The sequence below is a fragment of the Mesorhizobium sp. WSM4898 genome, assembly GCF_029625845.1.
Lineage (GTDB): Bacteria > Pseudomonadota > Alphaproteobacteria > Rhizobiales > Rhizobiaceae > Mesorhizobium.
The window spans coordinates 277,727-291,791 of sequence record NZ_JARTVQ010000001.1; the positions used below are offsets into that span (position 1 = coordinate 277,727).

At 63.4% G+C, this 14,065-nt stretch carries 12 protein-coding genes; 4 read left to right on the top strand and 8 right to left on the bottom strand.

Annotated elements, in window-relative coordinates; translation table 11 throughout:
• Nucleotides 1-17: 17 nt before the first annotated feature.
• The 5 genes from P9228_RS01400 to mnmE all read right to left on the bottom strand — a co-directional run bounded on the left by P9228_RS01400 (nt 18) and on the right by mnmE (nt 5,997).
• The gene (locus P9228_RS01400) at nt 18-908 is read right to left on the bottom strand and encodes a ParB/RepB/Spo0J family partition protein (RefSeq protein WP_278051945.1); all 891 of its coding nucleotides are present in this window, start codon (nt 906-908) and stop codon (nt 18-20) included.
• Nucleotides 909-963: 55 nt separating this feature from the next.
• Complete coding sequence (locus tag P9228_RS01405) at nt 964-1,761, bottom strand: ParA family protein (protein WP_066991504.1); 798 nt, start codon at nt 1,759-1,761, stop codon at nt 964-966.
• Between the two features lie 17 nt (nt 1,762-1,778).
• The gene (gene rsmG, locus P9228_RS01410) at nt 1,779-2,420 is read right to left on the bottom strand and encodes a 16S rRNA (guanine(527)-N(7))-methyltransferase RsmG (protein ID WP_127240872.1); all 642 of its coding nucleotides are present in this window, start codon (nt 2,418-2,420) and stop codon (nt 1,779-1,781) included.
• Nucleotides 2,417-4,291, bottom strand: coding sequence for a tRNA uridine-5-carboxymethylaminomethyl(34) synthesis enzyme MnmG (gene mnmG, locus P9228_RS01415; RefSeq protein ID WP_278051946.1), 1,875 nt, complete (start codon nt 4,289-4,291; stop codon nt 2,417-2,419). The genes rsmG and mnmG overlap by 4 nt, the downstream gene beginning before the upstream one ends.
• A gap of 392 nt (nt 4,292-4,683) precedes the next feature.
• Nucleotides 4,684-5,997 (bottom strand): tRNA uridine-5-carboxymethylaminomethyl(34) synthesis GTPase MnmE, encoded by a 1,314-nt coding sequence (mnmE, locus tag P9228_RS01420; protein WP_278051947.1) that lies wholly within the window; start codon nt 5,995-5,997, stop codon nt 4,684-4,686.
• Nucleotides 5,998-6,106: 109 nt separating this feature from the next.
• On the opposite strand from mnmE, the gene P9228_RS01425 reads away from it, so the two are divergent.
• Nucleotides 6,107-8,125: a thioredoxin domain-containing protein gene (locus tag P9228_RS01425; protein WP_278051948.1), complete on the top strand. Its 2,019-nt coding sequence runs from the start codon at nt 6,107-6,109 to the stop codon at nt 8,123-8,125.
• Nucleotides 8,126-8,313: 188 nt separating this feature from the next.
• Here P9228_RS01425 and rho read toward each other — a convergent pair whose 3' ends face one another.
• The 3 genes from rho to hemE form a co-directional block, all read right to left on the bottom strand.
• Entirely contained in the window at nt 8,314-9,579 is a 1,266-nt protein-coding gene (gene rho / locus P9228_RS01430) for a transcription termination factor Rho (protein WP_082953824.1), read from the bottom strand.
• A gap of 167 nt (nt 9,580-9,746) precedes the next feature.
• The gene (hemJ, locus tag P9228_RS01435) at nt 9,747-10,283 is read right to left on the bottom strand and encodes a protoporphyrinogen oxidase HemJ (protein ID WP_278051952.1); all 537 of its coding nucleotides are present in this window, start codon (nt 10,281-10,283) and stop codon (nt 9,747-9,749) included.
• On the bottom strand, nt 10,280-11,308 hold the full coding sequence (gene hemE, locus P9228_RS01440) for a uroporphyrinogen decarboxylase (protein ID WP_278051954.1): 1,029 nt from the start codon (nt 11,306-11,308) through the stop codon (nt 10,280-10,282). The genes hemJ and hemE overlap by 4 nt, the downstream gene beginning before the upstream one ends.
• 402 nt (nt 11,309-11,710) lie before the next feature.
• Between hemE and P9228_RS01445 the strand changes: the two genes are divergently transcribed.
• The 3 genes from P9228_RS01445 to P9228_RS01455 all read left to right on the top strand — a co-directional run bounded on the left by P9228_RS01445 (nt 11,711) and on the right by P9228_RS01455 (nt 14,064).
• Nucleotides 11,711-12,532 carry a pyruvate, water dikinase regulatory protein gene (locus P9228_RS01445; RefSeq protein ID WP_067323508.1) on the top strand — a complete coding sequence of 274 codons (822 nt, stop codon included), beginning with the start codon at nt 11,711-11,713 and terminating at the stop codon, nt 12,530-12,532.
• 106 nt (nt 12,533-12,638) lie between these two features.
• The gene (locus tag P9228_RS01450) at nt 12,639-13,238 is read left to right on the top strand and encodes a Maf-like protein (RefSeq protein ID WP_127242003.1); all 600 of its coding nucleotides are present in this window, start codon (nt 12,639-12,641) and stop codon (nt 13,236-13,238) included.
• Nucleotides 13,231-14,064 carry a shikimate dehydrogenase gene (locus tag P9228_RS01455; protein ID WP_278051958.1) on the top strand — a complete coding sequence of 278 codons (834 nt, stop codon included), beginning with the start codon at nt 13,231-13,233 and terminating at the stop codon, nt 14,062-14,064. Before P9228_RS01450 ends, P9228_RS01455 begins: the two co-directional genes overlap by 8 nt.
• The last annotated feature ends 1 nt before the right edge of the window (nt 14,065 follow it).

Sequence of the window (14,065 nt, forward strand, 5' to 3'; positions counted from 1 at the left end):
TCAGGTAAATCAGCAATTTATCGGTCGTCCTTCAGCCGCCGGCACAACTCATCGAGCTGATCCAGCGACCGGTAGTCGACCCGCAGCGTGCCGCCCTTGGCCTTATGCTCGATCGAGACAATCATGCCGATCGTGTCGGTCATCAGCTTTTCAAAGGCCAGCGTGTCGGGATCCTTTTCCGGCGCGCTCGGCGCGGACCTTACTTTGGCGGGTGTCGGTCCCGCGGGCATTTGCGCCAACGCCTCGGCCTGGCGCACCGAAAGCCCCTCCTCGACGATGCGCTTGGCGAGCCCCGCCGGATCTCCGGCCGTGACCAGCGTGCGGGCATGTCCGGCCGACAACGCGCCGTCGACCAGCATGTCGCGGATGACGTCAGGCAGCTTCAGGAGCCTTAGCGTGTTGGCGACGTGGCTGCGGCTCTTGCCGATCACCTGGCCGAGATCGGCCTGCGTGTAGCCATGCTCGTCGATCAGCTGCTGATAGCCTTGCGCTTCTTCGACCGGGTTGAGATCGGCGCGCTGCACGTTCTCGATGATTGCGAGCTCCAGCGCGGTGCGGTCGTTGACGTCGCGCACGATGAGCGGGATTTCGGTCAGCCCTGCGCGCTGCGCGGCGCGCCAGCGCCGCTCGCCGGCGATGATCTCATAGCGGCCGGGCTGCGACGGCGAGGGCCGCGCCACCACCGGCTGCACCACGCCATGCTCGCGGATCGACTGGGCGAGGTCAGTGAGTTCGGCGTCGCCGAAATGCCGGCGCGGGTTCTTCGGGTTCGGACTGACGAACTCGATCGGCACCTTGCCATCCGCCGCGACCGCGCTCGGCTTTTCGGCCGCTGCCGGACGATCGATCTCGCCGATCAGCGCCGCGAGGCCGCGGCCCAGTCTTTTTCTCGATTGGTCTTCGCTCATCATTCTGTCCAGATCGTTTCGGAATCGAATCGGCTAGGGAAATTCGCCTGCGCTTTCAGGCGGCGCGCAGCTTGCGCTCGCGGCGGATCACTTCCGAGGCAAGCTGCAGATAGGCCTGGCTGCCGGAACATTTGAGGTCGTAAAGGATTGCCGGCTTGCCGTAGGACGGTGCTTCGGAAACGCGCACGTTACGCGGGATGATCGTCTCATAGACCTTGTCGCCCATATGCGCGCGCACATCCTGCACCACCTGGTTGGCCAGGTTGTTGCGGCCATCGAACATGGTGAGCACGATGCCTTGGATGGTGAGGTCCGGATTGATCGTGCCGCGCACCTGCTCCACCGTTTCGAGCAGTTGGCTAAGGCCTTCGAGCGCGAAGAACTCGCATTGCAGCGGCACCAGAACGGAATCGGCCGCCGCCATTGAATTCAAAGTCAAAAGGTTGAGCGACGGCGGGCAGTCGATCAGCACATAGCCGAACGGCGCCGCGCGCGCGGCTGCCGCACGCAGCGCATTGCGCAGGCGCAGCACCCGGTCTGGCGCCGAGGCGATCTCCATTTCGATGCCGAGCAGATCGAGGGTTGAGGGCACGATGGACAAACCCGGCACCGCCGTCGGCACTGCGGCCGCCTCCAGCTCGAGTTCGCCGGTCAGCACGTCGTAGGACGAGACGGTGCGATCCTTGCGTTCGATGCCGAGCCCGGTACTGGCATTGCCCTGCGGATCGAGGTCGACGATCAGCACGCGCTCGCCGATCGCGGCCAGCGCCGTCGCCAGATTGATCGCCGTGGTCGTCTTGCCGACGCCACCCTTCTGGTTGGCAACGGTGATGATACGCGGTCCAGTTTTCATGGGTCGATGCCAGTGATTCATTGCGGGGTCGCCGGGTGCAGATCGGTGATTTCCAGAATGACGCCATGAGCGTCTGTCATGCTTGGATGTTCTACCAGATCGAAGGTCCAGCGGTGAGCGCTTTCTTCCACTTCGGCCCGGTAATCCCGGCCTTTGTGAAAAAGCGAACGCGCGCCCTTGGTCAGCCAGGGTGCGGCAAGATCGAGCAGGTCCGGAAGCGCCGTCAATGCCCGCGCGGTAACGACTTCCGGCGCAGAAACAAGTGGATAGCTGTCATCGATGCGTCGCGCCAGCACGCGCGCCGGTAGGCCGAATTGGCCGACGACCGATTGCAGGAACGACGCCTTCTTGCGGTTGCTTTCAACCAGATCGATCGTGGCGCCCGGCCGCTCTGCAAGCAGAAAACCGAGTACCAATCCGGGAAAGCCGCCGCCCGAGCCGAGGTCGACCCAGCGCATTGCGGTCGGCGCGATTCGCGCAAGCTGGGCGCTGTCCAGGATGTGGCGGCGCCAGACGTCGTCTAGCGTCGATGGCGCCGCCAGATTGATGCTGCGGTTCCATTTTTGAAAATGCCGCTCGAAGGCCTGCAGCCGCTCGAATGTTTCACGTGAAACCGGACCCGCTGCCTTCTGCAGGTCCGCCCAGGCATCGCCACTCACGCGGCCGACCTTCGTGCAGCCAGCTCGGCATTGCGAACATGCGCGACAATGATCGCCAGAGCCGCTGGCGTCATCCCTTCCATGCGCTGCGCGTCGGCAATCGAGCGCGGCCGGCGTGCCTTCATCTTCTGCTTCAGCTCATTGGAAAGGCCTGGCACGTCCGCGAAGTCGATGGTCTCCGGAATGAGCCGCGATTCCTCGTGCCTGATCTGCGCCACGTCAGCCTGTTGGCGCTCGAGATAGACGGAATATTTCGCCTCGGTCTCAAGCCGCTCTGCCGTGTTGGGGTCGAGTTCGCCAAACCGTGGCTCGATCCGCGTCAGCCAGGCCATGTCGACGCCGGGATAGGCGAGAAGGTCGTAGGCCGAACGCCGAACGCCGTCCCGGTTGATCTCCAGTCCATGCCGCGCGGCTTCATTCGGCGTGAAGGCGATCGACTTTGCCAGCGAGCGGGCAGCGTCGAGCTTCATGCTGATCGCGCCGAACCGTTGCCTCCGCTCGGAGGAGGCGATCCCCAGGCGATCGGCCAGCGGCGTCAGTCGCTCGTCGGCATTGTCGGCGCGCAGCGAAAGCCGGAACTCCGCCCGCGAAGTGAACATGCGATAGGGCTCGGCAATGCCGCGGCTGGTGAGGTCGTCGATCATCACGCCGATATAGGCTTCGGTGCGGCTGAGCACGACCGGCTCGCTTGACGATGCCCCGCGCGCGGCGTTGATGCCGGCAAGCAGGCCTTGCGCGCCGGCTTCCTCGTAACCGGTGGTGCCGTTGATCTGCCCGGCCAGAAACAGCCTGGCGACGCGTTTCGTCTCCAGCGTCGGCTTGAGCTCGCGCGGGTCGACATGGTCATACTCGATGGCGTATCCCGGCTGCAGCATCGTCGCCCGTTCCAGCCCGGGGATCGTCTTCAATATGGCGAGCTGCACCTCTTCCGGCAGCGAGGTCGAGATGCCGTTCGGATAGACGGTGTCGTCGTCGAGGCCCTCCGGCTCGAGGAAGATCTGGTGACCCTCGCGGTCGCCGAACTTGACGATCTTGTCCTCGATAGAGGGACAGTAGCGCGGCCCAACGCCTTCGATCGAGCCGGAATACATCGCCGAACGCTTCAAATTGAGGCGAATCAACTCATGTGTCGCCTGCGTAGTGCGTGTGATACCGCAGTTGATCTGCGGGTTCGCGATGCGGTCTGTCATCAGCGAGAACGGCACCGGCTGATCGTCTGCGGCCTGGCGTTCCAGCGAGGCCCAATCGATGGTGCGGCCGTCGAGGCGAGGGGGCGTCCCGGTCTTCAGCCGCCCGAGCTTGAAACCGGCCCGCGCCATCGTCGCCGAGAGCCCATGGCTCGCCTGCTCGTTCATCCGGCCGGCGACGATCTTCTTCTCTCCTATATGGATCAGCCCGCGCAGGAACGTGCCGGTCGTCAGCACCACGGCGCCGCAGGCGAACCGCCTGTCACCGGAGACCAGCACGGCCGCAACCCGACCGTCCTCGATCTCGAAGTCCAGGACTTCGCCTTCCACCACGTCGAGATTGGCCTGCTCGCGGATCGCCGCCTGCATGGCAAGACGATAGAGCTTGCGGTCGGCCTGGGTCCGCGGCCCACGCACCGCTGGGCCCTTGCGGCGGTTCAGCAGGCGGAATTGGATGCCGGCGGCGTCCGCGATGCGGCCCATCAACCCGTCCATGGCGTCGATCTCGCGCACGAGATGACCCTTGCCGAGGCCACCGATGGCCGGATTGCAGGACATGACGCCGATCGTCTCGAAGCGCAGCGTCACCAGCGCCGTCCGGGCGCCGGCGCGCGCAGCCGCGCTCGCCGCTTCGCATCCGGCATGGCCGCCGCCCACCACCACCACGTCATAGTGATTGGTCATTGCAAGAATCCGTTTCAGAGATGCTTTGACACATGTCCCCGCCGGCCTCCGCTGTCAAGGATGCAGTCCGTTGCGGAGGTGATCGCCGGGGATGGGGCTGCGTGCCAGTGGTCTGCCTGTCCGACCTCGTCCCGCATAGAAGGCAGTCGCTTATCCCACGGACGATTTTTCACTTCTCAAGCGCTGCGAATCAGCGCCGTTGGCTTTAGTGGCCAGCCGTCCTTGCCTTCTACGAGGCAGGCAATGAGGGGCAGCGCCGTTTGGCCCTTGATTTATTGGCACGCCACGCGTCTGGAGCCGGACTCGTTTCACGTGAAACACCCATCCGCCACATCCTATCGCTGTTTCACGTGAATCTCCCGCGCCCGTAGCCGCCCCGCGTTTCACGTGAATCATTTGCCGATGCAGAACTGTGAAAAGATGACGTCCAGCATATCCTCGACATCGACAGCGCCGATAATACGCCCGAGCCGATCCGTGGCCACCCGCAAGTCTTCCGCGCGCAGCTCCAGGCTTTGCCCCGACAGTGCCTCCGAGAGGAAATACTTCGCCTCTTTCAGCAGCTCTACATGGCGGAGCCTCGACGGCAAGATATCACCGGCCCCTCCGACTGCGGCAGCGGCACGACCCGCAATCTCGTCCAGCAGTTCCGAAATTCCGGTACCTTCCTTGGAAGAGAGGGCCAAATCATAGGCCCCTCTACGCGCTCCCATGAGATCGGTTTTGGTCCCGATCCTCAGGAGCGGAACACCTGTCGGAACCGCGCTGACGGGCTGTGGATCGACCATATCCTCCAGCAGCAAAACCAGGTCGGCGCCACCGGCCTTGGCACGCGCTCGTTCGATGCCGATCGTCTCCACCTTGCCGGCGGCGTCGCGCAGGCCTGCCGTATCGACGACCCGCACTCTCATCCCGTGGAGGTCCAGCACCACCTCCAGCAGGTCGCGCGTGGTGCCCGGCTCGTCGGTGACGATTGCCGCCTCGCGTTGGGCCAGGGCGTTGAACAGACTCGACTTGCCGGCGTTCGGCGCGCCGAGGATGACGACCTCGAAGCCATCGCGAATGATCTCGGCCGCCTTGAACCCCTGAATATGGCGTTCGATCTCGTCGGCCATCGCCGCCACATCGGTCCAGACCGTCTTCGAGACCGAACCCGGCACATCCTCCTCGTCGGCGAAGTCGATTTCCGCCTCGATCATTGCCCGGGCATGGATCAACCGCCGGCGCCACCCCGAATAGAGTTCGCTCTGCGCGCCCTCGGCGTTACGCACGGCAAAGCGCCGCTGCGCCTCCGTCTCGGCATTGACGAGGTCCGCCAGCGCTTCGGTCTCGACCAGATCGAGCTTGCCGTTGAGAAAGGCGCGCCGCGTGAATTCGCCAGGCTCGGCATGTCTGACGCCGGCAAAGCCGGTGAGCGTTTCCAGCATTTTTGCCGCAACGGCGCGGCTGCCGTGAACATGGAACTCCCCAACGTCCTCGCCGGTGAAGCTGCTAGGTCCAGGAAAGAACACGACAAGCCCGTGATCGATGACCGAACCGTCCGCTGCCATCAGCTTGCGCAACGTGGTAAAGCGATCCTTAATACCGCCACCGGCAATCGTTTCGAGTACGAATCGAGTCTTGGGACCGGAGATGCGAATTACGGCGATGCCGGCGGGCAGGCGACCGCTCGAAAGCGCTACGATAGAATCCTTCGAAGTTGCCATTTGCCCGACCTGCCGAACCACCCTAGGTATCTTCTTTCAGGCGCCGTTCCGGACGTCAGCCGTAGCTTTCCCGGAACTGCCTCTCATCAACGAAGCCGAGCCGCTCATTGTGACCTTGCCCGCGCGAAACCTGCTTGCCGAAGAGGCCAGCCCCTATCTGCAGCAGCACAGCGACAATCCCGTGCATTGGCGGGGCTGGTCGCCGGACGCCCTTGCCGAGGCGAAGGAACTCGGACGGCCGATCCTGCTGTCCATCGGCTATGCCGCCTGCCACTGGTGCCATGTCATGGCCCATGAAAGCTTCGAGAACGATGCCGTCGCCGCCGTCATGAACCGCCTCTTCGTCAATATCAAGGTCGATCGCGAGGAGCGCCCGGATATCGACCAGATCTACATGGCGGCACTCCATGCCATGGGCGAGCAGGGCGGCTGGCCGCTGACCATGTTCCTTACGCCCGATGGTAAGCCTTTCTGGGGCGGCACCTATTTTCCGCGCGAGGCGCGCTATGGACGGCCGGGCTTTGTCCAGGTGCTGGAGGCGGTCGACAAGGCCTGGCGCGAGAAGCAGGAGAGCCTTGGCCAAAGCGCCGACGCGCTGACCACCCATGTCGAGCAGCGGCTGGCCGGCGCGAAGGGAAAGGCGGTGCTCGACCGCGGCACGCTTGCCGATCTCGCCGGCCGCATCGAGGGCATGGTCGACGGCGATCTCGGCGGCTTGCGCGGCGCGCCGAAATTCCCCAACGCGCCCTTCATGCACAGTCTGTGGCTGTCCTGGCTGCGCGACGGCCAGACCGCCCATCGCGACGCCGTGCTCATCAGCCTGGAAAAAATGCTCGCCGGCGGCATCTACGACCATGTCGGTGGCGGTCTCAGCCGTTACTCGACCGATGCCGAATGGCTGGTCCCGCATTTCGAGAAGATGCTTTACGACAACGCCCAGCTCATCCGCATGTGCAATTGGGCCTTCGCGGCAACAGGCAATGAGTTGTTTCGGAAGCGAATCGAGGAAACCGTGGCCTGGCTGCTGCGGGAAATGCGCGTCGAGGGCGGCGCTTTTGCGGCCAGCCTCGATGCCGACAGCGAAGGCGAGGAGGGGTTGTTCTACACCTGGAGCGGGGAAGAGGTTGAAGCCGCACTCGGTGCTGATTCCGCTCGCTTCTTCCAATATTTCGAGCTCGCCGCTCCGCATGGCTGGGAAGGCAAGCCCATCATCCGCCAGAGCGAGGCACAGCCGCGCCAGGGGATCAGCGATGACGCTCAGCTCGCAGCGCTGAAGGCGAAATTGCTAGCTGCCAGAGAAAATCGCGTCAGGCCCGGCCGCGACGCCAAGGCGCTTACCGATTGGAACGGATTGATGATTGCGGCCCTCGCGGAAGCGGGCCGCTCCGTCGGGCGAGCCGACTGGGTGGACGCCGCCGTCAAGGCCTTCGCCCACATCGTCGAAGCCAGCAAGGACGGCCGCCTGCCGCATTCGATGCTCGGCGACAAGAAGCTTTTCCCGGCGCTGTCGAGCGACTATGCCGCCATGACCAACGCGGCGATCGCGCTGTTCGAGGCAACCGGCAGTTCTGCCTATATGGACCATGCCCGGCAGTTCATCGATCGGCTCGACCGCTGGCATCAGGATCCTGAAAAGACCGGCTATTATCTGACGGCGTCCGACAGCGTCGATGTGCCGATCCGTATCCGCGGCGATGTCGATGAGGCAATCCCCTCCGCCACCGGCCAGATCGTCGAGGCGCTGGTCCGGCTCTCGTCCCTTACCGGCGATCACCATCTTTGGGCAAAGGCATGGACGACAGCCGAACACGCCATGGGTCGCGCCGCGCAGCAAGCCTACGGCCAGGCCGGCATCATCAACGCGTGCGCGCTGGCGCTCGAACCGCTGAAGCTCGTCATCATAGACAAGCTTGATTCCTCAAGCCTTGTTCCGGTGGCGAATCGAAGTTCCGATCCACGCCGGGTCGATGTCGTACTGCCCATCGGTACGGAAGCGAATCAACCGCTTTTGCCGGGCGGCGTGCTGCCGCCGACGGACAAGCCGGGAGCCTGGTTCTGCAGCGGACAGACATGCCTGCCGGCGGTTACGGATGCGGGCGAGTTGGAGAAGCTGTTGCGGCGGGAATAAACAGCTTCGTCTCCTCGGTTTGACCCAGGATCTATGTCGCGGCGCTTCCGACGAATGCGGCGGTGCGGAATTCTGCACCGCCGCAAAGCTCAAAAAACAACGGCATGGACTTAGGGTTCTGCGCAGCGTCGCCTCGCTCCTTGCTCCGTCTTGTATGCCGAAGAAAGGACCGGTCCCTCGGCGCCCGATCAGGTATTCATCGAATCGAAGAAATCCGCGTTGGTCTTGGTCTGCTTGAGCTTGTCGATGAGGAATTCGATCGCATCGGTCGTTCCCATCGGCGCAAGGATCCGGCGCAGCACGAAGATCTTCTGCAGATCCGAACGCGGCACCAGAAGGTCCTCCTTGCGGGTCCCGGACTTGAGGATGTCGATCGCCGGGTAGATGCGTTTGTCGGCCACCTTGCGGTCGAGCTGGATCTCACAGTTACCGGTGCCCTTGAACTCTTCGAAAATGACTTCGTCCATGCGGCTGCCGGTGTCGATCAGCGCGGTGGCGATGATGGTCAGCGACCCGCCTTCCTCAATGTTGCGGGCGGCGCCGAAGAAGCGCTTCGGACGCTGCAGCGCGTTGGCGTCGACACCGCCGGTCAACACCTTGCCGGATGACGGCACCACGGTGTTGTAGGCGCGTCCGAGGCGGGTGATCGAATCGAGCAGGATGACGACATCGCGCCCATGCTCGACCAGGCGCTTGGCCTTCTCGATCACCATTTCGGCGACCTGCACATGGCGCGCTGCCGGTTCGTCGAAGGTCGAGGAAATGACTTCGCCCTTGACCGAGCGCTGCATGTCGGTGACTTCCTCCGGACGCTCGTCGATCAGAAGAACGATCAGGTAGCATTCCGGATGATTGGCGGTGATCGAGTGCGCGATGTTCTGCAACAGCACCGTCTTACCGGTGCGCGGCTGAGCGTTGATCAGCGCGCGCTGGCCCTTGCCGATCGGCGCCACCAGGTCGATCACACGCGGCGAGATGTCCTTGGTCGGGGGATTGTCGACCTCCATCTTCAGCCGCGAGGTCGGGTAGAGCGGCGTCAGATTGTCGAAGTGGATCTTGTGCCGGATCTTCTCCGGATCATCGAAATTGATGGTGTTGACCTTGAGCAGCGCGAAATAACGCTCGCCTTCCTTCGGGCTGCGGATCGGCCCTTCGACCGTGTCGCCGGTCTTCAGCGAAAAGCGCCTGATCTGCGACGGTGAAATATAGATATCGTCGGGACCTGGCAGGTAATTGGCGTTGGCCGAGCGCAGGAAGCCGAAACCGTCCTGCAGTACCTCGACCACGCCTTCACCGATGATCTCGACGTCCTGGATGGCGAGCTTCTTCAGGATCGCGAACATCAGCTCCTGCTTGCGCATGACGCTGGCGTTCTCCACCTCGAGCGATTCGGCGTAAGCGATCAGCTCCGGCGGCTTCTTATTCTTGAACTCTGCGAGTTTCATTTCTTGCATTAGATGGACTCTGGGTAGGCTTTGGGGAGAAAAAATCGGCTGGATGCGACAAATGCCGGGCGCGGCCGAAAGCGAGAAAGGGGCGGCGCATGACGGGAAGGAAGACCCGTCTTTTATCGTCGGTCGCCTGAAAGAGCAAGCCGCCTTTTGCCGGGTGTAGGGAAGCCTCAGAACGGCTTCACGATGACCAGGATGACGATGACGATCATCAGCAATGTGGGGAGTTCATTGACGATCCGCCAGTGCCTCGCCGGCTTTTCGTTCTTGTCCTCGGCAAATTTTCTCACCGCGCCGGCGAGATAGCCGTGCAGACCCGAAAGCAGCAGCACGGCCAAGATCTTGGCGTGCAGCCAGCCACCCTGGAAGCCGAAACCCCTCCAGGCGAGCCAAAGCCCGAACACCCACGTCACGGTCATCGCCGGGTTGATGATGGCGCGCAGCAGCCGGCGCTCCATCACCTTGAAGGTCTCGGACTGCACGGAGCCTTTCTCGGCCTCGACATGATAGACGAAGAGCCGGGGCAGATAGAGCATCCCGGCCATCCAGGAGATGACGGCAATCACATGGATTGCCTTCGCCCAGGGATAGAAGCTGTCCGGCGCCACAAGGAAGAGCAGGGCGGTCAGGACGACCAGCAGGACGATGCCGATCAACATGCGCTTCATCGCCTGGCCGGCGCTGTTCTCGTTGGTCGTCTCCGTCATCGATGGCTCCGCACCATTTTCACCATGGCCTCGACATGCGCCACCGGCGTTTCCGGCGTGATGCCGTGGCCGAGATTGAAGATCAGCGGCCCATTGCCCAGCGTGCGAAGGATGGCGTCGACGCCGTCGGCCAGCGCCCTGCCGCCGGCAACCAGGCGAAGCGGATCGAGATTGCCCTGCACCGCGCCTTCGCGTTGCAATTCCTGCGCCATCGACAGCGGCACGGTCCAGTCGAGACCGAGCCCGGTGATCCCGGTCTTCTTCCTGTAATCGCGATAGCGCTCGCCGGCGCCCTTGGGGAACCCGATCACCGGAACATCCGGACGCGCGGCCTTCACTTGCCGGACAATCTCCGCAACGGGCTCGATGCAAAACGCCTCAAAGGACGCTTCATCGAGAACACCCGACCAGGAGTCGAAAATCTGCACCACATCGGCGCCGGCCTCGATCTGGCGGATGAGATAGGCGGCCGAATGGTTGGCCAGTATCTTCAGGAGCCGCGCAAGGGCCTCCGGCTCGCGATAGGCAAAAAGCCTGGCCGGTCCCTGGTCCGGCGTGCCGTGGCCGGCAATCATATAGGTCGCCACCGTCCAAGGCGCGCCGCAGAAGCCGATCAAGGTCGTTTCAACCGGAAGCTTCGCACGCAGACGGCGGACCGTTTCGTAGACCGGTTCGAGATTCACGTGAAACGTTTCGCCGTCCAAGGTCTCGATTTCGGCTGCCGCAATCGGCTTGAGGATCGGCCCGTATCCCTCTTCGAAGCGGACATCTCGTCCCAGCGCATCGGGCACAACCAGGATATCGGAGAACAGGATCGAAGCATCGAAGCCGAAGCGCTCGATCGGCTGCAGCGTCACCTCGACGGCAAGATCCGGATCATAGCAGAGATCGAGGAAAGAACCGGCCCGCTTCCGGGTCTCGCGATACTCCGGCAGATAACGCCCTGCCTGACGCATCATCCAGAGCGGCGGCGGTGAAACCGTCTCGCCCTTGAGGACGTCCAGCATGATCCGTTTCCCAGCCATCCAGTGCTCGCCCTCTCCAGGTCTTTTAAATCAAATATCTATTTTAAAAGAGTCTTCTGATTCTAAGAGTCTGTTGGTTGTGGTGGTTGCGACCTGTCCCGCCTGCCGCTCGAAAAGGCCAGTCAGCATATTGTCGCGCAGCCGCTTTCTCAATTTGGAGGGATCTGGGGACGAACCGGATTCGGGCTTTCGAGTCAGCGGCTTGGCTCTTCTGCTCCGGGCCCCGAGCTGTGGAGGATATCGGCCAAGAAAAGTTGATCCCCGGTTTTGTCCCCAGCGCCCCGACAAAGCCTACAGCGGGGCGAATTGTGGACAAGGTGGCATCTGATACAGTCGCCTTCGACGTCACGACCTTTCTGTCCAACCTTGTCCACATCCGCCCACAGCCTGGAACCAACTCTTGTGAACAAACCCCAGAGCTTCTTCCATCTGCACCTGATTTCCGACGCCACCGGCGAAACGCTGCTGGCGGCAGGCCGCGCCGCCTCCGCCCAATATAAGGATGCGCGCGCCATCGAGCACATCTATCCGCTGATCCGCACGGAAAAGCAGGTCGCCAAGGTGTTCGAGGATATCGAGGAGGAGCCCGGCATCATTCTCTACACCGTGGTCGACCAGAAGCTCGCGCGCAGCATCGACGAGCGCTGCGCCGCAATGGGCCTGCCTTGCGTTTCGGTGCTGGAGCCCGTGCTCAGCGTCTTCCAGTCCTATCTCGGCACGCCGGCCGGTCGGCGCGTCGGAGCCCAGCATGTGCTCGACGCCGAATATTTCCGCCGCATCGACGCGCTGAACTTCACCATGGAGCACGACGACGGCCAGCTGCCGGCCAACATGGACGATGCCGATGTCGTGCTGATCGGCATCTCGCGCACCTCCAAGACGCCGACGAGCATCTATCTCGCCAATCGCGGAATCAAGACCGCCAACATTCCGATCGTGCTCGGCGTGCCGCTGCCGGAAAGCCTGATCAACGCCAGGACGCCGCTGATCGTCGGCCTCGTCGCCACGGCCGAGCGCATCTCGCATGTCCGCCAGAACCGCATCCTCGGCAACAGCAACAACTACGTGCCGACCGACTATGTCGACCGCGCCGCCATCGCCGAGGAGCTCGCCTATGCGCGTCAGCTCTGCACCAGGCATGGCTGGCCGATGATCGACGTCAGCCGGCGCTCGATCGAGGAAACCGCGGCGGCCATCGTTGCCCTGCGGGGCAAGACGCGCTAGGGCAGGCGATATAAGTGAGCATTCCGTCCTGAGAGAAGGTGGCTCGGCGCATAGCGCCGAGACGGATGACGGGCGCTGGACGGATCGCAACCGTTGGTGAACCAGTATGGCCGGCAAAATCGTCCTCGCTTCGGGCAGCCCGTTCCGCAAGGCAATGCTTATCAATGCCGGGCTCGACATCGAGGCGGTGCCGGCAGACGTCGACGAGCGCGCGCTCGAGGCGCCCTTGCAGGACAGCGGCGTCTCTCCCGAAGATGTCGCTTCGATCCTTGCCGAAGCCAAGGCGACCGAGGTCAGCGAGCCCCGGCCGGGCGCGCTGGTGCTCGGTTGCGACCAGACGCTGTCGCTTGGCGACGAAATCTTCCACAAGCCGGCCGATATGGAAGGCGCGCGGAGGCATCTCTTGGCCTTGTCGGGCAAGACCCATCAACTGAACAGCGCCGCCGTCCTCTGCCGAGATGGCGAAGTGCTGTGGCGCCATGTCGGCATCGCCAGCCTCACCATGCGCAAGCTCGATCCCGCCTTCATCGGCCGCCACCTGGCGCGCGTCGGTTCCAAGGCGCTGGCGAGTGTCGGCGCCTACCAGATCGAGGGCGAGGGCATCCAGCTCTTCGAAAGGATCGAGGGCGACTATTTCACCATCGTCGGCCTGCCGCTGTTGCCGGTGCTGAAGGAGCTGCGCGCATTGGGAGCGATCGATGGTTGAGAAGCGGGCCTTCGTCACCGGCCACCCGATCGCGCATTCGCGCTCGCCCAAGATCCACCGCCACTGGCTGGAGGAATACGGCATCGACGGCAGCTACCAGGCTATCGACGTTCGGCCGGAGGATTTCGCAGCATTCCTGAAATCGCTGGACGAGAATGGCTATCGCGGCGGCAATGTCACCATCCCGCACAAGGAAGCAGCCTACGCCTTGGTCGAACGCCGCGACGAGGCCGCCGAAGCCATCGGCGCGGTCAACACGCTGTGGCTGGAAGACGGCGTGCTGTGGGGCGGCAATACCGACGCTCTCGGCTTTGCCGGCAATCTCGATGAACATGCCCCCGGCTGGGCGGCGAATGGTCCGGCCGTGGTGTTGGGCGCGGGCGGTGCCTCCCGCGCCGTCATCTACGCCCTGAAGGACCGAGGTCTCAACGACATCCGCATCGTCAACCGTACGCTGGCAAGGGCTGAGGAACTCGCCGACCGGTTCGGCGCCGGGGTTTCGGCGCATGGCGCCGGCGCGGTCGGCGAATTGCTTTCCGACGCCGGCCTGCTCATCAACACCACCGCGCTCGGCATGCATGGCAACGAGACCCTCGCCGCCGATCCGGCCGGTCTGCCCGGCCACGCCATCGTCACCGACATCGTCTATGTGCCGCTGGAGACGCCGCTGCTTGCTGCCGCCAGGGCGCGCGGCCTGAAGACGGTCGATGGCCTCGGCATGCTGCTGCACCAAGCCGTGCCCGGTTTCGAGCGCTGGTTCGGCAAGCGGCCTGATGTGACGCCGCGATTGCGGCGCATGATCGTCGCCGACATCGAAGCGCATTGAC

Coding starts and splice junctions, on each gene's coding strand:
- P9228_RS01400 (WP_278051945.1), bottom strand. CDS start 908: ATGAGCGAAGACCAATCGAGAAAAAGACTGGGCCGCGGCCTCGCGGCG.
- P9228_RS01405 (WP_066991504.1), bottom strand. CDS start 1,761: ATGAAAACTGGACCGCGTATCATCACCGTTGCCAACCAGAAGGGTGGC.
- mnmG (WP_278051946.1), bottom strand. CDS start 4,291: ATGACCAATCACTATGACGTGGTGGTGGTGGGCGGCGGCCATGCCGGA.
- mnmE (WP_278051947.1), bottom strand. CDS start 5,997: ATGGCAACTTCGAAGGATTCTATCGTAGCGCTTTCGAGCGGTCGCCTG.
- rho (WP_082953824.1), bottom strand. CDS start 9,579: ATGCAAGAAATGAAACTCGCAGAGTTCAAGAATAAGAAGCCGCCGGAG.
- hemJ (WP_278051952.1), bottom strand. CDS start 10,283: ATGACGGAGACGACCAACGAGAACAGCGCCGGCCAGGCGATGAAGCGC.
- hemE (WP_278051954.1), bottom strand. CDS start 11,308: ATGGCTGGGAAACGGATCATGCTGGACGTCCTCAAGGGCGAGACGGTT.
- P9228_RS01450 (WP_127242003.1), top strand. CDS start 12,639: ATGGCCGGCAAAATCGTCCTCGCTTCGGGCAGCCCGTTCCGCAAGGCA.
- P9228_RS01455 (WP_278051958.1), top strand. CDS start 13,231: ATGGTTGAGAAGCGGGCCTTCGTCACCGGCCACCCGATCGCGCATTCG.